Source organism: Streptomyces sp. NPDC053431 (genome assembly GCF_044544925.1).
Taxonomy (GTDB): domain Bacteria; phylum Actinomycetota; class Actinomycetes; order Streptomycetales; family Streptomycetaceae; genus Streptomyces.
This window is the reverse complement of the sequence record NZ_JBITXX010000002.1, coordinates 690,953-716,401: the sequence shown is the minus strand read 5'-3', so window position 1 is coordinate 716,401 and position 25,449 is coordinate 690,953. Positions and strand designations below refer to the sequence as shown.

Annotated in this window: 20 protein-coding genes and 4 pseudogenes; 11 read left to right on the top strand and 13 right to left on the bottom strand. The window is 71.7% G+C overall.

Annotated elements, in window-relative coordinates; all coding sequences use genetic code 11:
* Window positions 1-84 precede the first annotated feature (84 nt).
* Window positions 85-2,256, top strand: a complete 2,172-nt coding sequence (locus ACIGXE_RS09305) for a M4 family metallopeptidase (protein ID WP_399745105.1) — start codon at window positions 85-87, stop codon at window positions 2,254-2,256.
* 210 nt (window positions 2,257-2,466) lie between these two features.
* A complete protein-coding gene (locus tag ACIGXE_RS09300) occupies window positions 2,467-3,753 on the top strand; it encodes a phytase (RefSeq protein ID WP_399745103.1) in 1,287 nt (428 codons plus the stop codon).
* 131 nt (window positions 3,754-3,884) lie between these two features.
* On the opposite strand, the gene ACIGXE_RS09295 is transcribed toward ACIGXE_RS09300, so the two are convergent.
* The 3 genes from ACIGXE_RS09295 to ACIGXE_RS09285 all read right to left on the bottom strand — a co-directional run bounded on the left by ACIGXE_RS09295 (window position 3,885) and on the right by ACIGXE_RS09285 (window position 9,372).
* Complete coding sequence (locus tag ACIGXE_RS09295; protein ID WP_399745101.1) at window positions 3,885-5,531, bottom strand: hypothetical protein; 1,647 nt, start codon at window positions 5,529-5,531, stop codon at window positions 3,885-3,887.
* A gap of 692 nt (window positions 5,532-6,223) precedes the next feature.
* The gene (locus ACIGXE_RS09290) at window positions 6,224-8,659 is read right to left on the bottom strand and encodes an FtsX-like permease family protein (protein ID WP_399745099.1); all 2,436 of its coding nucleotides are present in this window, start codon (window positions 8,657-8,659) and stop codon (window positions 6,224-6,226) included.
* Window positions 8,656-9,372 (bottom strand): ABC transporter ATP-binding protein, encoded by a 717-nt coding sequence (locus tag ACIGXE_RS09285; protein ID WP_399745188.1) that lies wholly within the window; start codon window positions 9,370-9,372, stop codon window positions 8,656-8,658. The genes ACIGXE_RS09290 and ACIGXE_RS09285 overlap by 4 nt, the downstream gene beginning before the upstream one ends.
* A gap of 495 nt (window positions 9,373-9,867) precedes the next feature.
* On the opposite strand from ACIGXE_RS09285, the gene ACIGXE_RS09280 reads away from it, so the two are divergent.
* Together ACIGXE_RS09280 and ACIGXE_RS09275 are read left to right on the top strand one after the other, a co-directional pair.
* A complete protein-coding gene (locus tag ACIGXE_RS09280) occupies window positions 9,868-11,220 on the top strand; it encodes a sensor histidine kinase (protein WP_399745097.1) in 1,353 nt (450 codons plus the stop codon).
* The gene (locus ACIGXE_RS09275) at window positions 11,217-11,915 is read left to right on the top strand and encodes a response regulator (protein ID WP_399745095.1); all 699 of its coding nucleotides are present in this window, start codon (window positions 11,217-11,219) and stop codon (window positions 11,913-11,915) included. The genes ACIGXE_RS09280 and ACIGXE_RS09275 overlap by 4 nt, the downstream gene beginning before the upstream one ends.
* Before the next feature lie 34 nt (window positions 11,916-11,949).
* Here the strand turns inward: ACIGXE_RS09275 and ACIGXE_RS09270 are convergent, their stop codons facing one another.
* The 4 genes from ACIGXE_RS09270 to ACIGXE_RS09255 all read right to left on the bottom strand — a co-directional run bounded on the left by ACIGXE_RS09270 (window position 11,950) and on the right by ACIGXE_RS09255 (window position 15,460).
* Window positions 11,950-12,129: a hypothetical protein gene (locus ACIGXE_RS09270; RefSeq protein ID WP_399745093.1), complete on the bottom strand. Its 180-nt coding sequence runs from the start codon at window positions 12,127-12,129 to the stop codon at window positions 11,950-11,952.
* A gap of 251 nt (window positions 12,130-12,380) precedes the next feature.
* Window positions 12,381-12,791 (bottom strand): four-helix bundle copper-binding protein, encoded by a 411-nt coding sequence (locus ACIGXE_RS09265; protein ID WP_399745091.1) that lies wholly within the window; start codon window positions 12,789-12,791, stop codon window positions 12,381-12,383.
* A 603-nt stretch (window positions 12,792-13,394) separates the two neighbouring features.
* Window positions 13,395-15,062 carry a SulP family inorganic anion transporter gene (locus ACIGXE_RS09260; RefSeq protein ID WP_399745186.1) on the bottom strand — a complete coding sequence of 556 codons (1,668 nt, stop codon included), beginning with the start codon at window positions 15,060-15,062 and terminating at the stop codon, window positions 13,395-13,397.
* Between the two features lie 56 nt (window positions 15,063-15,118).
* The gene (locus ACIGXE_RS09255) at window positions 15,119-15,460 is read right to left on the bottom strand and encodes an ArsR/SmtB family transcription factor (protein WP_384410684.1); all 342 of its coding nucleotides are present in this window, start codon (window positions 15,458-15,460) and stop codon (window positions 15,119-15,121) included.
* Window positions 15,461-15,620: 160 nt separating this feature from the next.
* Here ACIGXE_RS09255 and ACIGXE_RS09250 point away from each other — a divergent pair, with 160 nt between their 5' ends.
* Window positions 15,621-15,989, top strand: a complete 369-nt coding sequence (locus tag ACIGXE_RS09250; RefSeq protein WP_399745088.1) for a zinc ribbon domain-containing protein YjdM — start codon at window positions 15,621-15,623, stop codon at window positions 15,987-15,989.
* Between the two features lie 155 nt (window positions 15,990-16,144).
* Window positions 16,145-16,270, top strand: coding sequence for a hypothetical protein (locus tag ACIGXE_RS09245; RefSeq protein WP_399745086.1), 126 nt, complete (start codon window positions 16,145-16,147; stop codon window positions 16,268-16,270).
* Between the two features lie 334 nt (window positions 16,271-16,604).
* Here the strand turns inward: ACIGXE_RS09245 and ACIGXE_RS09240 are convergent, their stop codons facing one another.
* From ACIGXE_RS09240 to ACIGXE_RS09230, 3 genes and pseudogenes are all read right to left on the bottom strand, one after another.
* Window positions 16,605-16,742, bottom strand: coding sequence for a DUF6126 family protein (locus tag ACIGXE_RS09240; protein ID WP_399745084.1), 138 nt, complete (start codon window positions 16,740-16,742; stop codon window positions 16,605-16,607).
* A 291-nt stretch (window positions 16,743-17,033) separates the two neighbouring features.
* A pseudogene (locus ACIGXE_RS09235) lies at window positions 17,034-17,591 on the bottom strand (pyruvate formate lyase family protein); the annotation flags it as partial.
* Between the two features lie 26 nt (window positions 17,592-17,617).
* Window positions 17,618-18,487, bottom strand: a complete 870-nt coding sequence (locus ACIGXE_RS09230) for a universal stress protein (protein ID WP_399745082.1) — start codon at window positions 18,485-18,487, stop codon at window positions 17,618-17,620.
* Window positions 18,488-18,829: 342 nt separating this feature from the next.
* On the opposite strand from ACIGXE_RS09230, the gene ACIGXE_RS09225 reads away from it, so the two are divergent.
* Window positions 18,830-19,702, top strand: a complete 873-nt coding sequence (locus ACIGXE_RS09225; RefSeq protein WP_399745080.1) for a universal stress protein — start codon at window positions 18,830-18,832, stop codon at window positions 19,700-19,702.
* A 433-nt stretch (window positions 19,703-20,135) separates the two neighbouring features.
* On the opposite strand, the gene ACIGXE_RS09220 is transcribed toward ACIGXE_RS09225, so the two are convergent.
* Window positions 20,136-20,843, bottom strand: coding sequence for a response regulator (locus ACIGXE_RS09220; protein ID WP_399745078.1), 708 nt, complete (start codon window positions 20,841-20,843; stop codon window positions 20,136-20,138).
* Between the two features lie 383 nt (window positions 20,844-21,226).
* Here ACIGXE_RS09220 and ACIGXE_RS09215 point away from each other — a divergent pair, with 383 nt between their 5' ends.
* Window positions 21,227-21,553, top strand: coding sequence for an STAS domain-containing protein (locus ACIGXE_RS09215; protein ID WP_399745076.1), 327 nt, complete (start codon window positions 21,227-21,229; stop codon window positions 21,551-21,553).
* A complete protein-coding gene (locus ACIGXE_RS09210) occupies window positions 21,550-22,167 on the top strand; it encodes a pyridoxamine 5'-phosphate oxidase family protein (protein ID WP_399745074.1) in 618 nt (205 codons plus the stop codon). The genes ACIGXE_RS09215 and ACIGXE_RS09210 overlap by 4 nt, the downstream gene beginning before the upstream one ends.
* Before the next feature lie 174 nt (window positions 22,168-22,341).
* On the opposite strand, the gene ACIGXE_RS09205 is transcribed toward ACIGXE_RS09210, so the two are convergent.
* Together ACIGXE_RS09205 and ACIGXE_RS09200 are read right to left on the bottom strand one after the other, a co-directional pair.
* Window positions 22,342-24,066 (bottom strand): GAF domain-containing protein, encoded by a 1,725-nt coding sequence (locus tag ACIGXE_RS09205; RefSeq protein ID WP_399745072.1) that lies wholly within the window; start codon window positions 24,064-24,066, stop codon window positions 22,342-22,344.
* Window positions 24,067-24,275: 209 nt separating this feature from the next.
* Window positions 24,276-24,516, bottom strand: a pseudogene (locus ACIGXE_RS09200) (glyceraldehyde 3-phosphate dehydrogenase NAD-binding domain-containing protein); the annotation flags it as partial.
* Window positions 24,517-24,748: 232 nt separating this feature from the next.
* Between ACIGXE_RS09200 and ACIGXE_RS09195 the strand changes: the two are divergent.
* Window positions 24,749-24,916, top strand: a pseudogene (locus ACIGXE_RS09195) (zinc-dependent alcohol dehydrogenase); the annotation flags it as partial.
* A 22-nt stretch (window positions 24,917-24,938) separates the two neighbouring features.
* A pseudogene (locus ACIGXE_RS09190) lies at window positions 24,939-25,449 on the top strand (CBS domain-containing protein); the annotation flags it as partial.

Below are 25,449 nucleotides of genomic sequence, written 5' to 3'. Positions count from 1 at the left end.
CGAGCCAACCGCTGCTGAACGCCCCCCGCACCTCAGATGACGTTCCGCGGCGTTTCCCCGACAAGGCCCGGCGGAAGGATTGCGATGAACCGCAAGAACGCCCTGGCAGCCGGTGTCGCGGCAGCCCTCGCCCTGGGCTCCGTGACCGTGCTGGCCACCCAGTCCACCGCGGCCCCCCGGCCCACCGCGGCCGCCCGTACCTCCGCCGCCCGACCCGGCGCCGGGTTCCAGGCGATGACGGCCGACGCGCGCGGCGAGGCCATACGCACGGCCGGCCGGAACGCGGCCGCCACCGCCCGCGCGCTCGGCCTGGGCCCCGACGAGCGCCTGGTGGCCAAGGACGTGCTGATCGACGCCGACGGCTCCCGGCACGTGCGCTACGACCGCACCTACAGAGGCCTGCCCGTCATCGGCGGCGACCTGGTGGTGCACCTCGCCAAGAACGGCACGATCACCGGCTCTGACCTGGCGCACCAGGGCGCGATCCGGGTCGCCGGCACCACCCCGAAGCTGACGGCGGCCGACGCCTCGGCCAAGGCCGTGAAGCACGCCAAGCACGTGAAGCACGCCAAGGCAAGAAGCAAGGACAGCACCCTGGTGGTGTACGCGGTCGGCAAGATCCCCGTTCTCGCCTACCGTTCGACCGTCACCGGCGCGGGTGAGGCCGGCCCGGCCTCGCGGGAGGCGGTGATCGTCGACGCGTCCAGCGGCGCGGCGCTGGACCAGTACGAGCTGCACCAGAGCATCACGGGCACCGGCAACGGCGTCACCGTCGGCCAGGTCTCCATCGAGACCACCCAGACCGGCAGCGGCTACACCCTGACCGACGCGGCGCACGGCGGCACGATCGTCTACGACTCGTACAACAGCCCGCAGTCGAACCCCAGGCAGAACGTCCGGGCCTTCTCCAAGACCACCAACTCCTGGGGCAACGGCACCAGCTCCAGCCGCGAGAGCGCCGCGGTGGACGCCTCCTACGGCCTGGCGAAGACCTGGGACTACTACAAGAACTCCTTCAACCGCTCCGGCATCCGCAACGACGGCCGCGGCGCCCCCGCCTACGTGCACGTCGACACCGGGCTGCTCAACGCCTTCTACGACGACAACTGCTTCTGCATGTACTTCGGCGACGGCTCCTCGCAGAACAGCAACACCCCGGTCACCGCGGTGGACGTGGCCGGCCACGAGATGAGCCACGGCGTCACCGCCGCCACCGCCAACCTCAACTACTCCGGCGAGTCCGGCGGCCTCAACGAGGCCACCAGCGACATCTTCGGCACCATGGTCGAGTTCTCCGCCAACAACACCGGCGACCCGGGCGACTACTACATCGGCGAGAAGCTCAACATGTCGGGCGGCTACCTGCGCCGGATGGACAACCCCGCCGCCGACGGCAGATCGCTGTCCTGCTGGAACTCCAGCGCCGGCTCGGTGGACGTGCACCTCTCCTCCGGCATCGGCAACCACTTCTTCTACCTGGCGGCCGAGGGCACCGGGGCGAAGACCATCGGCGGACGCTCGCACAACGGCACCACCTGCAACAACGACACCTTCAGTGGCATCGGCAAGGACAAGGCCGCCGCGGTCTGGTACCGGGCACTGTCCACCTACATGACCTCCACCACCAACTACGCCGGCGCCCGCACCGCCACCCTGCAGGCCGCCGCCGACCTGTACGGCACCAACTCGCAGGAGCGCTACCTCGTCTCCAAGGCGTGGGCAGCTGTCAGCGTCGGCACAGCGCTGCCCGACCCCGGCACGGGCACCCCCACCCCCTCGCCGTCCACCCCCACCCCCTCGCCGACCACGCCTCCCAGCGGGAACGCACTGGCCAACGGCAGCTTCGAGCAGGGCACCAGCGGCTGGACCCAGAGCGACAGCATCATCACCAACTCGTCCCTGCAGGCCGCGCGTGACGGGTCCTGGTACGCCTGGATGATGGGCTACGGCGCTGACGCCGTCGAGTCCCTGTCCCAGTCGAACATCGCGGTGCCCTCCACCGGCACCCCGAAGCTCACCTTCTGGCTGAAGGTCTCCACCCAGGAGTCCGGCTCCGCGGCCTACGACACCCTCAAGGTCAACGTCAACGGCACCACGCTGGCCACCTACTCCAACGCCAACGCGAGCGCGGGATACGTCCAGAAGACCGTCGACCTGTCCGCCTACCAGGGGCAGACGGTGAAGCTGGAGTTCGCCGGCACCGAAGACACCTACCTGTCGACCATTTTCCTGGTCGACGAGATCGCCATCGGCTGACCGGTCCCGCTCACCACCGGCACTCCTGCGGCCGGAGCCCCTGCTCGGGTGCTCCGGTCGCAGGAGCGACCGCATGCGCAGGGGGCCCGGTCCTCACTCCGCGGGCTTCGCGGTGTGTTCAACCACCGGCCACCTTTTAATCGTGGACATGACAGATACAACCGTGAACATCTTCCTCATCAGGGCAAACCCCGCATACAAGGAAGAAATATGACGATACGTCTGGCATCCCGCGCCTCCGCGCTCGCTCTCTGCACGGCACTGGCGACCTCCTTCACCCTCCCGGCGCAGGCCTCCGGGATCGACAGCGTCCGGCCGAAGGCCGAGACCGCGCCGCTGTTCGACGACGAGGCCGGCGGCAACGCCAACGCGGACGACCCGGCGATCTGGCGCAACGCCGCCGACCCGGGCCGCAGCCTGGTGATCGCGACCGCCAAGCAGGGTGGCCTGCGGGTCTACGACCTGGACGCGCGCCAGGTGCAGTCGATCCCCGCGCCGGCCGGGCCGGGCGCCGACGACAAGCCCGGCCGCTTCAACAACGTCGACCTGGTGCAGGGCCTGCGTCTGGGCGGCGTGCGCGCGGACGTCGCGGTGGTCAGCGACCGCGGCAACGACCGGCTGCGGATCTACCGCATCGACCGGAACAAGCCCGGCGGCCCGCTCACCGACGTCACCGACCCGGGAGTGCGGCCCGTGTTCTCCGCCGACCAGGCCGAGATCAACGAGCAGAAGACCGCGTACGGCCTGGCCACCTGGACCGACCGCACCACCGGCCGCTCCTACGCCCTGGTCAGCCGGCGCAACCGCACCCGGATCGCCCTGCTGGAACTGCTCCCCACCGCGGCCGGCACCGTCGACTACCGCCAGGTCCGCACCCTCGACCTGCCCTCCTCCTTCCGCCTGCCCAACGGCGCCGCCTGGACGCCCTGCGCCGAGCCGGGTGAACTTCCGCAGGTCGAGGGCATGGTGGTCGACCCCGCGGACGGCACCCTGTACGCGGGGCAGGAGGACGTCGGCATCTGGCGCATCGACGCGGGCCTGACCGGCACGCCGACCCTGATCGACAAGGTCCGCGAATACGGCGTCCCGGGCACGTACGACGAGCAGACCGAGCAGTGCACGCCCGGCGCCGACCCCGGCTTCGGCGGCACGCACCTGACGGCCGACGTCGAGGGCCTGACCCTGGTCGACGAGCCGGACGGCGACGGCTACCTGCTCGCCTCCAGCCAGGGCGACAACACCTTCGTCGCCTACGACCGCGAGCGCGACGAGGACAACGAGTACGAGCACGCCTTCCGCATCGCCGCGGCCTCCACCACCCTCGACGGCTCCGAGGTCTGCGACGGCGCCGCCGCCCTCAACGCCCCGCTCGGCACGCGCTACCCCCACGGCCTCCTCGTCGTCCAGGACGGCCAGGAGACCCCCGGTGACGGCGACCGCGAGGCCACCGGCTTCAAGTTCGTCGACCTCGGCGAGATCGTCGACACCATCGACTGATCAGCGAACGCCGCGGGCGCACGGTGACCACACCGTGCGCCCGTCCCGCCGTCACGCCTCGAAGAGACGGGCCGTCCTCGGACCGAGGACGTTCGCGGCGAGCAGGTGCGGCGCTTGTGAGGTGGCGGTGTTCAGCGCCGGGCTGCCACGGCGGCCTCGGCCACGTGCAGGATGCGGTGCAGGACGGGGATCGGGATCGCGGGATTGGCGACCGCCGCGCGTGCCGTGTCGGGATGGTGCAGCAGCCCGGCCAGAACGCGGGCCGGCAGCCGCGGATTGCGGATCGCGGTTCCGCGGACGTGGGCGGCCGGGTCGTTCAGCAGCCGCACCGCGTCGGCCGGCGAGAGTCGGGGGTCTTCGGCGGCGCGGTGGCGTACCTCGGCTTCCGGGTCGCGGGTGAGGCGTGCGACGTGGTCGGGTGTGGATTGTGGATCGTCCAGGGCCAGGCGGCGCATGCGCCCGTCGGGGTCGTCGATGTAGCGGAGCAGGTCGGTGCGGGGGAAGTTGGGGTGGTTGCGGGGGCGGCCGGGGTGGGTGAAGCTGCCGTCCCACCAGCGCCAGACGTCCAGCAGCATGTCGGCTGGTGCGTCCTCGCATGATTCGGCCAGGAAGAGGTGGACTGTGCGGTCCTCGTCCTGTGCCAGGCGCTCCACGACGTCGGGTGGGAGGTGTCCGGCGCGGGCGACGCTGCGTCGGATGAGTGGATGGGAGGAGGCGGCGAGGCGGCGCATGGCGTCTGGGTCGCCGTGCAGGCGCTCCACCCAGGGCAGGGTGTGGGACATCGACGTGGGGTCGAATGCGTAGCGCACGGCGGCGCGCTGTTCTTCGGTGAGGTCCGGCCGTAGGGCTGTCGCGGAGCGGACGTCGTCGTCCGGGTCCTGCGCCAGGACCGTGATGCCGTGTGCGCTGAGCCGGGGGTTGGTGGCCAGCGCGCGGCGGGTTTCGGCGTCGCCGTTTCGGACGAGTGTCGTCTCCAGCTCCGATGAGAGGCGGCATCGTTCGAGTGCGCGCCCAGGCTCGGGCAGCGTGGAGAGGACCTCGCGGGGCATGGGGGTGTCGGTGTGGTGGGCGAGCAGCGCTGCGGTACGTACGCCCTCGTGGGTGTCGGCCAGCAGGCGGTCCCGCAGCGGTGGGGCAAGGTCCTGCCAGCGGGTGCAGGCGGCCGCGCGTACCCGGGGGTCGGCGTCGGTGGCGAGCCCTGGGAGGTGGTGGGCGGGGAGGCCTGGGAGTTCGGCGGCCGAGGCGCGGGACGGGCCGGCCAGGAGGTCGTCGTACAGATCCTCGGGGAGTTGGGTGCCCCACACGCGGGCGTGCTCGGCCCACAGGACGCGCCGGTTCGGTGACGGTTCGGCGCGGATCAGGCGGAGCCATTGATCGGGCGCGAGTTTGGGTCGAAAGGTGTCGGCGGGCCTGGAGCGTACGTGCGGGTCGGGGTGTGAGACGGCGGCGTCGAGGACGGCGGGGCGGTCGCATCCGTGCAGGAAGCCCTCCTCCACGTCCAGCAGTCGGATCAGCAGCTCGTCCGGGGCGGCTGGGTTGGAACCGATCCCCTCCGCCCAGTGCCAAGGCCACGCGGGCCGGCCGGGCACCGTAGCCCATACCTCGGCGCGCTCGGCCTGCGTCTCGCGCCCGACGGCCGCGGCAGCCTCCTCCAACCGCTCCGGCAGCCGGTCCAGGGCCGTCACCCGAGGCCCGCCGGCACCCGGCACCATCGCCACAAGCACCTGCCCGTCGAGGGAGAGCGCCACGAAGCCGGGATCCCCGCTCAGCCCCGGCACACCACCTGGGGCGTCGGTGTGGCGGACCCGGGTCCACCAGGAGTCGTTGCCGCCGATTCGATGACCAAGGACGGCTACCAGGAACTCACCGCCGGCACCTGCAAGGCGGCGCCACCACGAAACGTCGAGCGCTTTCCGGACCGCTCCGTCCGGCGCCGCGATCCCGTACGCGATACGCCAGCCGGCCTCCGGCGGCAACAAGCTGCCCGGGCGCACCTCCCCCACGACCGTGAGACCGACGCATGAAAGCAGCTCGTGAAGATCCGTTCGGGAATGCACGCGGACATACTTCCCGCCGAGCTCGCGGTCGGACAAGGGCCCCCAGCCCGCCCGCCACCTCCCCCGCCCCGCCCCCCACACACACAGCAGACTCCGACCCGCCCCACGCACGGCAAGCAGTGACCCGTTTACGTACGGCGGTGCTCCACAGGCCGTGCGTCTGACGGCCGCGGTGGCTGAGCGGAACTGCATCGCGGAACTCCACGCCGGCGGCCGAGCCGCCGGCGGGGCGGGCGCCGCGTCATGGCGCGGGCGGTAGGCCTCCGGCGTGCCGGTCGGGCGGGCCTGCGCCGGGGACGGCGTCATGGGGCGGGCTGTGAGGCCGCCGGCGTGCCGCTCGGGCGGGGAGGGGCCTGGGGGGTCCGCCCCGGGCCCTCTCCTCCGCCTTGTGTGGCGGGCCCATTCAGGGGTGGTCACTCCGTGCGCAGGGCCCGGGCCGTGTCCGTGCGGGCCGCCCAGCCGGCCGGGAGCAGGGCGCCGGCCGTCGCGATGAGCACTCCGGCGAGGGTGAGGCCCGCGAGGAGGGGAGCGCCGTAGACGTCGAGGTCGACCGGAGGGAGGGGGGTGCCGACGGCGCGGCCCATCGCCGGCATCACGGCGCGGTGCAGGGCGACGCCCAGCGGAACGCCCACGGCGCTCGCGAGCAGGCCGGTGGCGGCGACCGAGGTGAGGACGCGCGCGACGGTCTGGGCCGGTGTCATCCCGAGGGATTTGAGGATGCCCAGGTCGCGCACCCGTTCACGGGTGTCGAGGACCACCGTGTCGAGGACACCGAGGGCGGCGACGGCGACGAGCATGAGGGTCAGCATGGTGATGAGGGCCTGCATGGCCAGGATGACGCTGGACGTGCCGGGTTCGGCGGGTTCGGCCTGTGCTCCGATCGGCCGCAGCCGCGTGTCGAGCTGTTCGGCGTAGCCTTCGGCGTCCGTGCCCGGTTCGAGGGTGATCTGGAACTCGGAGGGCAGGTAGCGCAGTTGGAGAGCCGAGACGGACGCCGTCTGGGCGCGGATGGCCATGCCCTGTCCGCCGAGGTCGAAGACCTCGCCGACGATCCGCAGCCGCGCCGTGCGGTCCTGCTCCCGGAGGGTGAGGGTGTCACCGACCGACAGGCCGGTGGTCTGCAGGAAACGGGAGGGGACGACGGCCTCGCCCGGGGCGGTGAACCACCGGCCGGTGACCATGGTGTGTCCGCCGTTCGTGGAATCGCCCTCGTAGCCCACGAACGGCACGCCGCCCTTGAGTCCGGCGACGCCCACCTGGGTGCGGGCCGTGCGGTAGAAGTGGTCGGTCTGCGGGAGGGAGTGGAGGACGGCGGTCACCTGGGCCGGGTCGGCGGGAGCGGCGGGCGTCGCCGCGGGGCCCGTGTCCAGGGGCAGGAGCGTGCGGCCGACGACGTCGACCGCGGAGTCCGGGTCGCCATCGGTCGTGATGGCGGCCAGGGTCGCGCCCAGGCCCACGGCGAAGGTCACGGTGAGCGCGCCGAGGGCGACGGCGGCGGCCGTCGTGGCCGAGCGGCCGGGGCGGGTGACCATGCCCGCCAGGCCGAGGGCCGCCGGGCGCGGCAACGGCAGCCGCCCGAGCAGCCGGCCCGCTCCTCCCGCGAGTCCGCCGCGTCCTGCCCGCCCGGGCCCGCCGGAGGTGAGGGCGTCGGCGGTCGGCAGGCGGGCCGCCCTCAGCGCGGGTCCGTACGCGGCGCCGGCCACGACCAGCAGGACACCGGTCGGCACGACCAGATCGACCCAGAGGGGGAGGAGGATCTCGGCGGTCCCGTAGGTTGTCGCCAGCTGGGCCATGACGGGGACGGCGACGGCGTTTCCGAGGGCCACGCCGAGCACGGCGCCGGCGGCCGCCGGGAGCAGGGCCTGGGCGACATAGGCCCGGCCGACCTGGAACGGGGTGAAGCCGACCGCCTTGAGGACGCCGATCCGCCGGGTCGCGGCACCGACCACGCCACTCACCACGATCGCGATGACGAGGACGGACAGCGTCAGGCCCAGGACGGCGAAGGCGGTGACGAACGGGATGAAGGCGGCGGTGTTCTCCTGCGCCGTCTGCCGCACGTCGAGGTACGACTGGGTGCCGGCCGTGGCCCGCGGGCCGACGACGGCGGCGACGGCGGCCCGGGCGGCGTCGATGTCCGCGGCGGTCGCGAAACGGTCGAGGCGGTACAGCATCTGCAGGTCGGGCCGGTCCGGGCGGCCGCCGGCGAGGGCCGCGACGGCCCGGGGCACCACCCACGCGTCGGCGCTCTCCCCGACGGACTCCGCGATCCCGACCACGGTGAGCCGGAGGCCCGGCGCCGCGTCCGGGGTGGATTGCCTGCCGCCCGGCCCGGAGCCGCCGCCGTTCGTGCCCTGGCGGGCCGTCAGGACGGTGCCCGGGCGCATGTACGGGAGCTCGGACCCCTTCTCCAGCACGATCTCGCCCGGTGCCCTCGCCCAGCGGCCCTCCACCAGGCTCACCCGGTCCACCACGGTGTCAGGAGAGGAACGTCCGGCCACGGTCAGCGGCGGCGGTTCGAAGCCGGGCGGCGCGCTGTCACCGTAGAGGCGTACGGAAACGACGGCGAAAGGGCCGGCCGTCTCGGCCACACCGGTGACGCGGGCCGTCGCCGCCGCCTGCCCGGCCGTGACGGCCGTGCCGTCGAACTGTGCCGTCAGGTGGGCGCCGTTCTGCCGGGCGAAGGCACGGTCGAAGGGCTTTTGCGAGACGACCAGGAGGCCGAGCGCGAGTACCGCGGCCGCGACCGACAGCAGTGTGGTCAGGACCACCACGGCGGTCTGCACCCGTCGCCGCGCGACACCGGCGCGGACCACGCGTCCCAGGGCGGTGCCCTGTCGCCCGCTCATCGGCACACCGCCCGCTCGTCCCGGGTGATCCGCCCGTCCGTCAGCTCGTCCCGCGTGATCCGCCCGTCCGTCAGCTCGACGGTGCGGGTGGCGCAGGCCTCGGCGAGAGCCAGGTCGTGGGTGACCAGGACGATCGTCTGCCCCTCGGCGTTGAGTTCCCGCAGCAGTCCGCGTACGTCCGCGCCGGAGGCCGAGTCCAGAGCTCCGGTCGGCTCGTCGGCAAGAAGCAGGAGCGGACGGTTCATCAGGGCCCGGGCGACGGCGACGCGCTGGCGTTCACCGCCGGACAGGGTGCCCGGGTGGGCCGAGGCATGCCGGGCGACACCCAGGTGGTCGAGGAGTTCCGCGGCGCGGGCGGCGGCCTCGGCACGCGGCACTCCGGCCAGCTGCGCGGGGAGCAACACGTTGTCACGGACCGTCAGATCGTCGAGGAGATGGAAGAACTGGTGCACCATCCCGATGTGCGAACGCCGGAAACGGGCCGAGGCGGTCTCGCTCATGGCATCCACACGCCGGCCGTCGACCGTCACGGTGCCGGAGGTGGGCCGGTCGAGACCGGCGATCAGATTGAGCAGCGTCGACTTCCCACTGCCCGAACGGCCAAGGACGGCGACCGCGTCACCGGCCTCGATCTGAAGCGTGAGATCGCTCAGGACGGCCCGGTCCGCGTCGTACGTCCTGCTGACCCCGCACACGTCGACGATCGGGGCGATGGGAGCGGGCCGTACGAAACCGGGGCGGGTCGGATCGGGACGGGCCGGACCGAGGCTGGCGGCATCGGGGCGCGCAGGGTCGGGGCGGGCCGGATCGAGACGGGCGGCATCGGGGCGCGCAGGGTCGGGGCGGGCCGGATCGAGACGGGCGGCATCGGGGCGCGCAGGGTCGGGGCGGGCCGGATCGGGGCGTGCGGGATCGGGGCGGGACCCACGCCCCGCCGGATCGGGGCGGGTCGGATCGGGGCGGGATGGTTCGTCTGTCATGCCGGGCACGTGTCCTCCGGAAAGCGTTCGGTGGCGTCGCGGGTCGGTTCGGGATCGTCCGGAACGCTAGGCGTGGGGCCCCCGGGGGCGCGTCGGCCGTGGTGACGAAGATCCGTACCGTGCCGGGCTGACGCCCGCCGGCGTCATCCCTGAGATGTACGCCGGAGGACGACGGCTCTGCGCCTCGTGGGCGATCTCCCGCCGTCGCCGCCTTGGCAGACTGGGCGGATGCGCTGGAAAGAGGCAGTCGCGGGGCTGACCCGCTGGTCGTGGGCGGCGGATGGGCTGCTCGCCGTCGCTCTGGCCGTCGCCGCGGTGGCCGGAGACCTGAACCGCTCGTACGTGGAACTCCGGACCGACGGCGGCGACACGCCCCCACGGGTGCCGGAGCTGCCCGAGCTGCCGGACCTGCCGGCGCCCACAGCCACAGGGGGCGCGCCCGTGCCACGTCCGGTGCCGGCCGTCGAGCACACGCTCCCGGCGGCCGAGCCGTGGGAGCTGGCCCTGGTCCTGCTGACCGCCCTGCCGCTGGTGCTGCGCCGCCGCTTTCCCCTCGCGGTGTTCTGGGCGGTGACCGCGCTGACCGCGGCGCTGCACCTGTGGGGGGATCCGGCGCCCGACGCCACCACCATCACCTTCACATCCGGTCTGATCGCCGCCTACAGCGCGGTCGTGCACAGTCCGCACCGCAAGGCCGCGGTCGCATCGCTGTCGCTGGGGGTAGTGCTGTATCCGGCGCTGCACCTGGTACCGGAGGTCAACCCCGGCCTGATCCCGCTGCTCGTGCTGCTGCCGGCCGGGCTCGCCGCCCAGGCCGTACAGACCTGGCGGCGGCGGGCACGGCTCCTGCACGAACAGCAGCAGGAAGCGCTGCGGCGAGCCGTCGCCGAAGAGCGGGCCCGGATCGCACGAGAGCTGCACGACGTGGTCACCCACAACGTCAGCATGATGACGATCCAAGCAGGCGCAGCCCGCAAAGTACTGGACACGGCTCCCGAGCAGGCCCGCCAGGCCATGCACGCCGTCGAGACGGCCGGCCGCACAGCCATGTCCGAACTGCGGCACGTCATGGGCCTGTTGACCATGGCATCCGACAGCTCACCGTCCGGCCCCGGCAACGAGCTGACCGACCCCGACCTGGCACCGCAGCCAGGACTCGACCAACTGACAGAACTCGTCGACCGAGTGCGACAAACCGGCCTCCCGGTCGAACTGACAGTGCACGGCACACCCATCCAACCGGCCGACGGGATAGGACTCGCGGCCTACCGCGTGGTGCAGGAGGCACTCACGAACGCGATACGACACGCCGAAGGCGCCCAGGTCACCGTCGCCGTGAGCCACACGCCCGACGAACTCCACGTGGAAGTGACCGACAACGGCGGCCGAACCCGAACCGGAACGAACGACGACGAAGGCGGCCGTGGCCTGATCGGTCTACGCGAACGACTGGCGGTGTACGGCGGTACCCTGCAGGCAGGCCACCGCCCCAGCGGCGGCTACCACGTCCGAGCGGTCATCCCCCTACCGGCCACTCCCCCACCACACGGCCCGCAACACACCGTCAGGCAGGACACGTGACCGACACACCCCGCGTGGTGATCGCCGACGACCAGGCACTTGTGCGCACAGGATTCCGGATGATCCTCACCGCCGACGGGATCGACGTCGTCGCCGAAGCAGCCGACGGCGACGAAGCCGTGACCGCGGTCCGCCACACCCGCCCCGACGTCGTCCTCATGGACATCCGCATGCCCGGCACGGACGGCCTCGAAGCGACCCGCCGCATCCTGGCCGACACCGGCATCGAACCGCCACCCCGGATCCTCGTCCTCACCACCTACGATCTCGACCGCAACGTCTACTCCGCGCTACACGCCGGAGCCAGCGGCTTCCTCCTCAAGGACGTCACCCCCGAACAGCTCACCGCAGCCGTCCGGATGGTCCGGCAAGGCGACGCACTTCTCGCACCGACGATCACCCGCCGACTCGTGGAACGCTTCACCTCACCGGCGACCGACCCGGCAACGGCCGTCCCCCACCGGGACCTAGCGGTACTCACACCCCGCGAACTGCAGATCCTCAAAGCACTCGCCCGCGGCCACAACAACACCGAACTCGCAGCCCACTTCCAGCTGAGCGAGGCGACGGTCAAAACACACATCACCCGCATCCTCACCAAACTCCACCTGCGCGACCGCACCCAGGCCGTCATCACCGCGTACGAAACGGGACTCATCACACCGACCCCACGCCGCAACACACCACCACACTGACCCCACGCACCAAGCGGCCTGACGAGTCGCTTTCTTACGGCTGAGCGAGCTCCGGTCCCTCGCATGAGGTGCGCAGTGCTGTCAGCGCGTCCCAGCCGCTTCCCGGCATGAAGAGGTGACGGATGGCGCCCCGGTCTGTGTCCAGGATGACGTAGTGCTCAGGAGTGAGGGACATGCCCCAGGGGTCGAGGGTGGCACGCAGCTGATCGCGCACGCGGCCGCCGCCCTGGTAGTGCTGTACGCGGCGGCCGCCCTGTCGGTGTTCGAGCCGCGGCGTAACCCGAGACGGGATACGGGCATCACCTGCAGCGCGAGCAGAGCCCGACGCCCGCTGAGGCGGCGCCCCGGCGGGCAGCCGGACAGCGGCATGGCAGTGCGGTCCGCCGGCACCTCGGCGACGCCGCCCCCCTGCGTGCCCTTCGCGGCTCGGCGGGCTGACCGGGTCCGCGGCGGCGCTCGCAGAGCTCAGCCCAGGGCTCCCATCAGCTCATTGCAGGCCGTCTCGCAGGAGCGGCAGGCTTCGGCGCAGATGCGGCAGTGCTCGTGCATGTCGGCGTGGGAGGCGCACTCGTCGCCGCACGCCTTGCAGGCCATGGCGCAGGCCTGGAGCATGGCGCGGGTGATGTTCGCGTCGTAGCCGGTGTGGCGGGAGAGCACGGACGCGGTGGCGGTGCAGATGTCGGCGCAGTCCATGTCGGTACGGATGCACTTGGTCAGATCGCCCACCATGCCCTCGGACAGGCAGGCGTCCGCGCACGCGGTACACGCCTGCGCGCAGGCGATGCACGCTTCGATGCAGCGGGTCAGCTTGTCTCGGTCGACGTCGCCGAGGTCGGCCGGGTAGGTGGCGAGCATGTCCTTGACGGTGCTGGACATCACAGGTGCCTCCTTTCGCACCGCAGGCCGGCGGATCCGGTCGGCCGCCTCGCGAGCCCCGGTACACCTCCAGCTAACCCCCCGGAGCACGAGCTCGCCCGGTGCACCCTTGCGGGGCGCCGGGGCGGTTTGGGCGAGCAGGTCGGTCCGTGCTGGTGAGCTGACGCTCCCCACGCCGCGACTGTTGGTCAAGGGTGCCGGGGCGTCCGTCCCGGCACCCTCCGCACGCTACGCAAGCGGGTGACCGCTCCCGCGTACGGTGAAGTGGAGGTGTGGCGGGGACCGACGACACCAGCATCGGCGCCGGGACGCGGACAGTCGAATTCGAGGGAGTGTCCTCGCCCTCCGGAGCCCGCGCTGTCGCCCGAGGTTTCCTGGCCGGCCTGGGACTACGGCCCGGCCGTGAGGCCGCCGCTGGGGTCGTCCTCACGGTCCGCGAACTCGTCGCCCACCCGGCACGGCATGCGGGAGAGAAGATCACCTCACCCTGACCACTCCGCGTAGGTCATCTCGGTGGTCTCGCGTGCCAGGCGCACCGAGGCGAGGCGGGTCTCGTCGGTGCGATGAGGACGTGGCGGAACGGCATCGGCTCCGGTGTGGTGCTTATCGTTTCCCCGCGCGAGGGCTCGGCGGGGCACCGGCTTTCTGCGTGGGAACGGCGGTGAGCAGGCCCGCCGTCTGAAGGTGGGCGCGCGCGCCCGCGATGGCCTCGGGGGTCGTCGCGTACTCCCGGCCCTCGTACCGCAGCAGGTCGAGGGCGCCGACGGAGTCGAGGACCTGGCGCTGCCCTGCCCGGATGCCGGAGGACATGACAGCGATGCCGCGCCGGTTCAGCTTCTCCACCGCGTCCTTGAGGACGAGCGCACCGGTCGCGTCCATGGTCGTCACCCGTGACATGCGCAGGATGACGACCCGGACGTCGGCGATGTCGGACAGCTCGAGGAGGAAGCGGTGGGCAGCGGCGAAGAAGAGGGGTCCGTCGATCCGGTAGGCGACGATGTGCTCGGCGAGGAGCGCGTGTTCCTCGTCGGAGTGCTCGCCGGGCAGGTCGGGGCGGAAGTCCACCTGGTCGATGCGAGCCTGCTTCGCCACCGCTCGCAGGGCGAGGGCGCCCGCTACGGCGAGGCCGATGATGACGGCGTACACGAGGTCGAGCGCGAGGGTCGCGACGGCGGTGAGGACCAGGACGACGGCGTCGGAGCGTGTGGCCCGTGCCATGGCGCGCAGTGAGCCGACCTCGATCATCCGGACCGCGGTCGCGAGCAGGACACCGGCCAGGGCGGCGAGCGGGATCTTCGACACGAGCGGGGCGGCGGCGAAGACGATGACGGCGAGTACCGCCGCGTGGGTGAGCGCGGCGAGCCGGGACGACGCTCCCGTACGGACGTTGACGGCGGTACGGGCGATTGCGCCGGTCGCCGGGACACCGCCGAACAGCGGGGCGGCGATGTTCGCCAGGCCCTGCCCGAACAGTTCACGGTCGGGGTCGTGCTTCTGGCCGACGGTCATGCCGTCGGCGACCTTCGCCGACAGCAGTGACTCCAGTGCCGCGAGCGCCGCCACGGCGACGGCCGGAGCGATCAGGGAGCCCAGCGCGGAGAGGTCGAGGAAGCCGAGGGAAGGGGCGGGCAGGCCGGCGGGCAGCTCGCCGATCGGCTTGGCCCGGTCCAGGTGGAAGACCTGCGCCACCACGGTGGCGGCGATCACCGCGAGGATCGAGAAGGGAACCGTGGGCCGCCACCGGGCACCGCCGAGCATGAGGGCGGCGACGCCCAGGGCGAGCCCGAGGGCCGTCCAGTTCGGGGCCTGGGCGAACTCGCCGACGGCGCGCCACGTCACCGCCAGGACCCGGTCGCCTTCGGGCTTGGGGACACCGAGGGCGTTGGGGACCTGCTGGAGGCCGATGACGAGCGCGATGCCCAGGGTGAAGCCTTCGACGACGGAGGCGGGGATGTAGGCCATGTAGCGGCCGGCCCGGAGCAGGGCCAGGCCGACGCAGATGAGGCCCGCGAGCAGTCCCACGGTCAGCACGCCGCTCGGTCCGTGCTGGGCGACGATGGGGACGAGGACGACGGTCATCGCCCCGGTCGGGCCGGTGACCTGAAGGTTCGAGCCGCCGAACACGGCGGCGAGCGCGCCCGCGACGACCGCGGTCGCGAGACCGGCCGCGGCGCCCAGCCCGGACGTCTCGCCGAAGCCGAGAGCCAGGGGCAGGGCGACGATGGCGACCGTCAGACCGGCGAGCAGGTCGCGCCGCGGGTTTCGGGCCATCGCGGCGGTGTCGGCGCGGGTGGGCAGCAGGGAACGGATCCGCTTCCCCAGCGTGCTCACCGCTCCGCCGCCTCGGTATCCCGTAGCTCGGCGAGGAGCTCGTTCTGCCCTGCCAGCATTTCGGTGAGGATCCGGCGCGCGGCCTGCATCAGGTCACGTACGTCACCGCCGGCCAGGGTGTAGACGACCGTTGATCCCTCGCGGCTGGAGTTCACGATTCCGGACCGGCGCAGCACGGCGAGCTGCTGCGACAGGGCCGGCGCCTCGATATCGATCTCCGCCAGGAGGTCGCGCACCGGCATCGGCCCGTCCTGCAGCAGCTCCAGAACCCGGATGCGGACCGGGTGCCCCAGCATCCGGAAGAACTCGGCCTTCGCCTGGTACAGCGGAACCGGCACGCCCCTACCCTCCTCGTTCGCCGAGCCCGTCACAGAAGTCTCGGGCTCTGGGTGCCGCGCCCGCGGCTACCTGCGGGCGCGGCCACTCAAGCATCTAACGAACTGCAGAATTATGCAATTATGAACTTCCGAGAACGACCAAGTGGAACGGATCTTCCCCGTGGCCCAGAACGCCGAGAACCAGTTGTCGCCCTGCCCCGAGTGCGCCGGTGCCTACACCTACGAGATGGGCGCCCTCCTCGTCTGCCCCGAGTGCGGCCACGAATGGGCGCAGCCCGCCGGGGACGCGGCCGCCGACGGTACGGGCGACAAGGTCGTCAAGGACTCCGTCGGCAATGTCCTCGCCGACGGTGACACGGTCACCGTGGTCAGGAGTCTGAAGGTCAAGGGCAGCCCCTCCGGCATCAAGGCCGGCACGAAGGTGCGCAACATCAAACTGGTCGACGGAGTCGACGGCCACGACATCGACTGTCGCATCGAGGGCTTCGGCAACATGCAGCTCAAGTCGAGCGTGGTCAAGAAGATCTGACCGGCACGCGAGCGCCAACACCTATAGGCGGGAGAAGCGGGGAGAACGCCGGTCCAGGCCGCTTCCGTCCCTCGGTCGGTCACCTACCACGTGGACGAGGGGTCGTCACCTCTGAAGGAGGCACCGCTGCCTTCTGCTCGCTGACCGGCGGCCGCATGGCGGAGCTGCTCCGGGTGGCCGGGGAGATCCTCTCCGAGGTCCTGGCCGCCCAGGCCGAAACCCTCTGCCACCTCCGCGCGCAGCAGTTGGCTGAAGTCCCCGCCCGCGGGGCGGGTCGCTGACCGGTGGTCGCCGTCCGACGTCCCCGATGGACAGCACCTCCGGGACGACGGGCGGCGGCCACCTCCATGGCGCCCCCGCGCTGTGGACGGGAAGCCGTCGCAGGTGCACGGCTCCCGGAACCATGCCCAGATCACCCGCCCTTCGGCCGGGACACAGGCAGGCTGTCCGCAAAGTCGCCGTTCACCGTGCTCAATGCTGCGTCAGAATGATCAGCCCTCTCCTCCGCCCCATCGGCCCCTCGCGCAGGGGCGCGGCCAGCCGGGCGGCTCAGGTGATCACCCTCGCCACACCGAGGCGGGCCGGCACGTCCCGCGCGAACGCGAGAGGAACCCTCTACTTCTGGGCGTGCTGGCCGACGTAGAACAGCAGCCAGACGAACCCGGCGAACAGGTGCGTGCCGAAGATGTAGAAGAAGGCCCGCAACCAGACGCCCTTCTCCTTCCGGTCCTCGTCGTCCGAGGTGCCACTCATGGTGTCCACTCCTCCTTCGGGCTGCGGGCTGGGCGCACAGCGTCGGCGGACCCGGCCACCTGATGCCCTCTCGGAAGATGCCCGCCGATGAAACTAGCGAATTGCATAATTCTTCAAAAGGGTACGGTGTGGTCGCGGGCGGGGACCACGCGGGCTCTGGAACGGCCACTGGTCTGCACAAGGCTGTCGCTGCCGCGTGGGGCTCAGGAACGCCTGCCGGACATCGAGCGGCTGGCATTTGCGTGAAGGGCGGCCCTGTTGGCGATCACTCTGGCCGGGACTCGCGGCCCTCTCGAGGTACTCGCCGGTCAGCGGGGCTGTCGTCGGGGCGAGCTGCTCGCCGGTCATCTCGTCGCGACCGCCGTTGATCGCGTACAGGAGGGCCTTGGCGAGGTTGACGCGGGCGCCGAGGAACTGCATCTGCTTGCCCACCGCCATCGCGGAGACGCAGCAGGCGATCGCCGAATCGTCACCCGTGCGGGGGCGGAGCAGTTCGTCGGACTCGTACTGGATGGAGCTGGTGTCGATGGAGACCTGGGCGCAGAACCGCTTGAACCCCTCGGGCAGCCGACCGGACCAGAGCACGGTCGGGTTGGGCTCCGGAGCGGGTCCGAGGTTGTAGAGGGTCTGGAGGAAGCGGAAGGAGGTGCGCGTGACCAGGGGGCGGCTGTCCTCCCCGATGCCGCCGATGGACTCGGTGACCCAGGTGGGGTCGCCGGAGAACACGAGGGACCTTGTGCCCTCCCTCACGAGCCGCGCGGTGTCGCCGCTGAGAGAGGGCGAGGCAGCCGCTTGGGCGGCATGGCTGCCCGAGCCGTCCGGGGACGATGCCGCAACGGGCGGTGCCATGCGCGCCGCTCTGCGGTAGGGCCCGTTCAGTCGTGAGGTACGACAGCGACCGGAGCCGGGCAGTGGTGCAGGACCGCGTGCGTGACGGCCCCGATGTGGGTGCCGATCCGTGACGGGCGGACCTTGCGGCCGACGACGACGAGCCGGGCGTCGCGCGACAGCTCCGTCAGGTCCTGCGCCGGCCGGCCCTGGCGGCAGTCGCGGACCACCGCCACGTCCGGGAACTTCTCGGTCCAGGGAGCCAGCGCCTCGTCGAGCGCCCTCCGCGCGTCCGCGGCGACCTCCGTCATGAGCAGCGGCAGTGCGCCGACCATGTCGGGTCCGTAGAGCGCCGGAACGGCCCACCGGTGCACCACGCGCAGTCCGCAGCCGTACCGGTCGGCGGCGGCGAAGCCGAAGGCGAGCAGCTCGTCGCCGGCGGCGGACACGTCCAGACCGACGACCACCTCCCCCGTACGTTCTTCCTCGGGCTCCAGGAGGCCGTGCGGGCGGACGAGAACGACTGGTCGCCGTGTGCGGGCGAGCACCGCCAGGGAGACCGACCCTGCGAGGAAACCGGCCAGGCCACCCAGACCACGGGAGCCGAGCACCAGCAGGTCCGCTTCATCGGCAGCACCGCACAGCTCCTCCACGGGGTCGCCGACCACCCACGCCGTCTCGACGTCCAGACCCGGGTGGCGGCGCCGTAGCCGCCTTTCGGCGATGGCGAGCGTGTGCTCGCCCCATTCCCGTGCCGTCGCCGGATCGACCACACGGGTGCGGGGATCCTCGTCGATGCTCCAGACACGGAGCAGCCGCAGCGGCACGGCACGTCGCCATGCCTCCTGGGCGGCCCACTGCGTGGCGGCGAGGCTTTCGGGGGATCCGTCGAGGCCGGCGGTGACGGTGCGGGACATGGAGACTCCATGGGTCTGGCGGCCGGGCGGGCCGGACGCGGCGTACGCGGGCTGTCCTCAGGGACCCGAAGATCGCCGTTCCGGCACTCCGGGGCGCTGCTGGGCGGGCCTGTCCCCCACAGTGATCGGCCTGGGCAGTGCGCGCAGGGGGCCGGAGGTCCCTGCTGTGGGCCGACAGACCCCGCCACCACACTTCACCGGCCGGACCGCCACGCCGCCGTGACCGAATGGCCGGGAGACAGGGCCGATGGGCCCTCGGCGGACCACCGCGTCCCCAGAGAGGCTGATGACAGGAAGCACGGCCGAAGCGGCCATGCCCTCGAACCGTATGGAGGCACCCTCATGACCAGCGTCATCACCGTAGGAGTGGACGGCTCCGCGGAGAGCCTCGCAGCGGCGGACTGGGCGGCGCGCGAAGCCGAGTTGCGGGGTATGCCGCTGCGTATCGTGCACGCCTGGCTCTGGCAGCCCCTGGACGTCCCCGTCGTCCAGGACAGGGAGACGCAGGCCACGTCCGCCCGCGCCGTGCTCCGCGAGGCCGAGACGCGCGTCGCCGGCTGCCACCCGGCCCTCACGGTCACCGCCGAAGTGGTCCAGGACACCCCGGTCGCCGCTTTGCTGAAGGAAGCCGAAGCAGCCGAGATGCTGGTGCTGGGTTCGCGGGGTCACGGGGCATTCGTCGGCTTCCTCCTCGGCTCCTACGGTCAGCAGGTGATCGCCTCCGCGAAACGGCCCGTTGTTTCCGTGCGCGCACGCGACGGGCATACGCCCCGGGCGGAGGGCGGCGAGATCGTCGTGGGCCAGCAGGGCACGCCGGAGGACAGCGCCTCGGTACTCGGCTTCGCCTTCGAGGAGGCGGCAGCACGCGGCGCGGCCCTGCGTGCGGTACGGGCCTGGAGCCTGCCGCCGGTCTTCGCATACAGCCCCGGCTCGATGCTCCTCGCGGACGAGGCCGGAGGGTTGGAGCCGTTCGAGAGGAAGGCCCTGGCGGAGGCACTCGCCCCGTGGCGCACACGGTTTCCCGACGTCCCGGTGATTGAGCACGTCGAGATCGGCAGCGCGGGCCAGGTACTGCTGTCCACCGCGTCGGACGCGCAGTTGCTCGTGGTCGGCCGACGGACGCGCCGGGCATCTGTCGGTACCCGCATCGGGTCGGTCGCCCATGCCGCCCTGCACCATGCCCCCAGTCCCGTCGCCGTCGTACCGCACGACTGACAGCCTCCTCGTAGTCCCCTCCCGCGTGATGCCACAGCTCGGTCGGCGGCAACTCGTCCGGCTTCCGCTGTCGTGTGAACACGGCAGCTGCCTACCTCGAGGAACACGAACCGTTACACCCGATTCCTCATGACACCGACGGCCGTCGCGATGGCCGGGTGACATCTGGAAACGCACTGGCATCGATCACGAAGACAGGCGGCAGCGACATCCGAACCCGAGTCGAGGAGATATGCACGACAAGGGCCCGTCCAGACGTCGCCGGGATCGAAGCAGAAGGGGCCCGGCGGCCTGTTGCCGAGCCCCTTCGCGTTCTTCGTACATCGCTCAATGCCGACCGCGGCCCCTGCTCAGCTCTGGTGGAGGACCAGGCAGGGGCTGTTTCACCGGTTCACATCCGCATGTCGGACCGGCTTCAGACTCCCGGGCGGCCTTACCGCCCGGCCGCACCACCCTGGTCCACCCGGGCAGCCAGTGCCTGGGTGGCGATGACGGCGGCCTGCACCCGGCGTTCGACACCCAACTTGGCGAGCAGTCGGGAAATGTTGTTCTTGACCGTCTTCTCCGCCAGATACAACCGCTTGCCGATCTCCCGGTTGGTCAGTCCCTCCCCCACCAGAGCGAGGATCTCCCGCTCCCGCTCGGTCAGTCCCGGCAGCCCCTGCCGCTGCTCCTCCTGGGGGGACCCGCCACGAAGCCGGGCCATGACCCGGGCCGTGGCGCCGGGGTCCAGCATGGACTGGCCGGAGGCGACCGTACGCACGGCGTTGACCAGGTCGGTGCCGGTGATCTGCTTGAGGACGTAGCCGGACGCGCCAGCCATGATCGCGTCGAGCAGTGCCTCCTCGTCGTCGAAGGACGTCAGCATCAGGCAGGCCAGGTCGGGCATGCGCGAGCGAAGATCCCGGCACACGCTCACACCATCCCCGTCCGGCAGTCGCACGTCGAGAACGGCGACCTGCGGGCGCAGTGCGGGCACCCGCACCAGCGCCTGCTCCGCCGTGCCCGCCTCCCCGACCACCGTCAGATCGGGCTCGGCGTCCAGGAGGTCGTGCACACCGCGACGCACCACCTCATGGTCGTCAAGGAGGAAGACCCTGACCGGCTCCTTCTCCGTGAGGCCGCCGCTGCTGTCCGTCATCACACACTCCGTGTTCGCCGAGTTCTCCGCCCCTGAGGGCTCCACACGCATCGTGCCGTGCGAGCGGGACCATCGCCCAGGGCCGGATGGCCCTCATAGCCGGCCAGGGTCCGGAAACAGCCGTATCCGATGTCGCAGATCCCCTGCCCATCCTGGGGCCGACGATCACGAGCCGGCTGAACGGCACCCGTCGCCCTCCTCGCCCTTCGGCCACGTGTTTCCACTGCGCCGAGGCATCGCCGCGAGGGACGTTCGGCCCTCTGAGTACGGGCCCGCTGGACCTGCTGTCCACGCTCGCGCACTGATGGACTTCCGGCGCCGGCACGGCCGGGGCACTCAGTCCCCAGAAAACACGCCTGAATCAAGAAAGCTGGGCAGCCGCCATGACGACGTTCCCGATCAGCCTGACCACGGCCCCGCTGGACCCCAGCACGACGGCAGTCGCCCTGATCGGGGAGCTGGACCTGTACACCGTTGCGCGCATCGAGGCGGAGCTGACCCACCTGGCACGGCAGACCGAGGCTGAACTGCTGCTCGACCTGGCGGACGTCACCTTCTGCGACAGTTCCGGCGTGGCGCTGTTCCTGCGCATGCACCGCCGGTGCGCAGCGGCCGGTGTGCGTTTGCGCCTGTGCCGCATCCAGCGACTTCCCGCTCGTGTCATCCGCGCCCTGGGCGTGGACCGCGCTGTGCCCTGCTCCTTCGCGTGACCCGTCGCGAAGACGCAGCCTTCGGAACCGCCGGCAACCGGCACGGCCGAGAAGGTCCGTTCGGCCCTACCGAGCCGCCGTTCAAGGGGAGACGCTGGCCGGAGGCGGCGAAGCCGTCCGGGGCCGAGCCGGAGCAGAAGGTGAGCACGATGAAGGACGAAGCCGCGAGTACCACGGTGGACGACCACCGTGAGGCGGTGGCGCCGCGACGAATGGGACAGCTCGGCCGTGCCGAGGCTCTGCAGCTGCTCGGCAGCATCTCGCTCGGGCGCATCGTCTTCACGCATCAGGCCCTGCCGGCCATCCGTCCGGTCAACCACGTCATGGACGGCGAGGACATCATCGTCCAGTTGCACGACGGCGCCACGCTCGCCTCCATCGTGACGCCTACCCAGGCCGCAGGTGTCGTGGTGGCTTACGAGGCTGACGTCATCGACCCCGAGACGCACCTCGGTTGGAGCGTGGTGGTCACCGGATACGCCCGCCGGGTCACCGAGGAGGGGGAACTCGCGGGTTTCGCCGCCCGTCTGCGCCCATGGGCGCAAACCCCTGCCACGACAACCGCGTTGCGCATCCGGCCGGACCTGGTGACGGGCATGCAACTGACCGTGTAGGGGCCTGCCGGTCGTGCGGACAGCCGAATTCCGCGGCGGCACACGCCCCCGCCACCGGGACTGCGGGCACCCGCTGCACGGCACCCCCTCGGAGCGGCGGGAGGCCGGCAGACGGGTCACCGGACCCGGTCCCACCCGGGAGGAGCGGACGCGCTCCGGCTGGGGATACGGCGGCTACTCCGCGGGGCCGGAGATGAGAGGCGCGCGCCATACCAGCCGGCTGCCGCCCTCCTCAGGGCAGACGATCTCCAGGGCGCCACCCACGCTGCGGGCCCGCTCCCCGAGGTTGCTCAGGCCGCTGCGCCTGCCGTCGGCGGGGATGCCACGGCCGTTGTCCGTGACGGTGAGGACGACTTCGTCGGAGGTGGCCTGGAGGGTGACCTCGACCCGGGTGGCGTGGGCGTGGCGGGCGGCGTTGCTGAGCATTTCGGTCAGGGCTGCCGTGACATGATCGGCCACGTGCGGCGGCACGTCCGTGTCGAGCAGGCCCTCCATGCTCAGACGGGGCGGGAAGCCGAGCGTGGTCGCCGTCTCGCCCACGGCGCGGGCGACCCGTGCGCGCAGACTCGGTCCCGTGTCCTCCTCGCGGGCGCGCAGGCCGAAGATCGTGGAGCGGATGATCTTGATGGTTTCGTCGAGGTCCCCGACGGCCCGCGAGACCCGTTCGGCGGCGCCCTCGTGCTGCACGAGACGCGCCGCGCTCTGCAGGGTCATGCCGGTCGCGAACAGCCGCTGGATGGCCAGGTCGTGGAGGTCACGGGCGATGCGGTCGCGGTCCTCCAGAAGGGCGAGCTGCTCGGCGTCGCTGCGGCGCTCGGCCAGCTCCAGGGCGAGCGCGGCCTGTCCGGCGAAGGCGAGCAGCGGCTCCAGCTCCGCTTCGGTGAAAACCGGGTCTCCTTGGTGCCGGGCCAGCAACAGGACACCGCGGGTGTCCTTGGCGGCGGTTCCCAGGGGCACGGCGACCGCAGGGCCCAGTCCGTCGAAGCGGCGGGGGTCTGCGGTGTAGCGGTCGTCCTGCGCGAGGGCGACGGTGGTCACGGGCGTGCCGGCCTGGTGCGCGGCGCCGGAAAGGGTGCCCTCGATCGGTACCACCAGTCCGTTGCGGGTGCTGTCGTCCGCTCCGACGGCCAGTTCCACGACGAGGTCGTCCGTTCCGGGGACGGGAACGGAGACGTCGGCGAGTCCGGCCCCGGTGATCTCCTGGGCGCGACGGGCGATGAGCTCCAGCACCGCCAGCCGCGGGCTGCCGGAGAGGAGGCGGTTGGTGATCTCCGCGCTTGCCCGGAGCCAGCGCTGCTGGCGCAGCGACGCGTCGTACAGGCGCGCGTTGTCGATGGCGACACCGGCGGCGACGGACAGCGTGGAGATCACCGACTCGTCCTCGGCATCGAAAGCCACACCACCGTGCTTGTCGGTCAGATAGAGATTGCCGAAGACCTCATCGCGCACCCGGATGGGCACGCCCAGGAAGGTCCGCATGGGCGGGTGGTGGGCAGGGAAACCGTAGGACGCCTCGTGGGCGCCGAGTTCCGTCAGGCGCAGCGGCTCGGGTTTGCGGATGAGTTCACCCAGGATGCCGTGTCCGGCCGGCAGGGGGCCGATCTTCGCGATCTCTTCCTCGGTCAGGCCGAAGGTGAGGAACTGCGACAGGGTCCGGCCGTCCGGCCCGATCACTCCAAGCGCCGCGTACTGGGCGTCGCCGAGCAGCGCGGCGGCTTCCACGATCCGTCGCAGCACCTGGGAGAGGTCCAGTTCCCGGCCGACCGAGACGACGGCCTCCAGCAGGCTGTGCACACGGTCCCGGGTGCCACGTGCGGCGTTGATGCGCGCCTGCAGTTCCTCCAGCAGCTCGTCGAGCCGCATCTGGGGCATCCGCGACAGCGGCTCCTCCACGCCCACTGGGCCTCCTCCGTCGATCACCCGCCCGTATCGTGACAGCCTAATGGCCGAGCGGGTGGCCCGGAGCGTCAGATCAAGGCAGTGGCCGGGGCCCGGCGTAGTAGGCGGCTCGCATGATCTCCTCCATGTCGTCCAGCATCGGCATGCGCGGGTTGGCCGGGGCCGACTGGTCTTCGTAGGCGTTCGCGCCTGCTGCGGGAGCGGGACCTGACGGCGATGCGGTGCCCGTCCACCGTGAGCGATTCGTCATCGTGCTCGACGGTGTGGCCGAGCCTGCCGTGGGTGGAGTCGTAGGTGAGCAGGTGGGCCGGCGCGGCCGGAGGGGCGAGGTCGTTGACGGCGACCACTTCCACGGGGGTGCCGCAGGCGGCCTCCGCACGTTCCGATGAGGCAGCGCAGGTAGTTGCGCCCGATGCGTCCGAAGCCGTTGATTCCTATGCGTACGGTCATGGCCGTCGCCCTCCCCGGGTGCCGATGCAGGTGGTGTCAGCGTGCGGGCGCCCGCCTGCCGCGGGGCAGGGGTCGAACGGGATGCCCCAGGGCCGTTGGGCCCTCGTCTCCCGCACGTGCCGAGCGGCCCGGCGGATCATGGGTCGAACGGCCCGCGATACGGGTCCTGACCGGTTCTGTCCTCTCCTGGCGCCTCGCACCACTCTGTAACGACGAACAAGAGGAGCAGGCGATGAAGGCAGCAGTGGTGAAGGCGCTGGGAGAGCCGCTGGTGATCGAGGAGCGGCCCGATCCCGTGCCCGGCCCAGGGCAGGTACGCATCCGTGTCGAGGCGTCCGGGCTGTGTCACACGGACATCCACGCGGCGCCGCCGGACGCACCCGCGTGTTCTACGAGACCCGCCCCCTCTCGTCCGTCAACGAATGCATCGACGAGGTGCTCGACGGCCGGGTCAAGGCACGCATCGTCTTCGGCATGTGAAGCACCCCGGCCTCCCTCGAAGTGGACCCTCACATCCGCACCCCCGAGACCCGTTCCCCCCTGCTGGGGACGAAGACCGTGACGCCGTGGGCAGCCGGCAAGAGTCGATCAGGCGAATGGAGATGAGGACCGTGGTGAAGCACCGGACGGTGGGCGAGGTGATGACCGGCGAAGTGGTCCAGGCACACCCCGACACTTCCTTCAAGGAGCTCGCCCGCCTGCTGACCTCCCACCGCATCAGCGGTCTGCCGGTGGTGGACGACGACGACAAGGTCATGGGCGTGGTCTCGCAGACCGACCTCACCCGGCGCCAGGCGGCGCGCGGCCGGAGAGAGTCCGGCCGGGACCGCGTAGTGCGGGTCCTGCGGTGGGGGGGGGGGGCGCCACCCACCCCCGGCGCCGCCCAGCCCGCCCCCGAACCCGTCAGCCCAGCCCCCGGCCCCCCCCCACCCC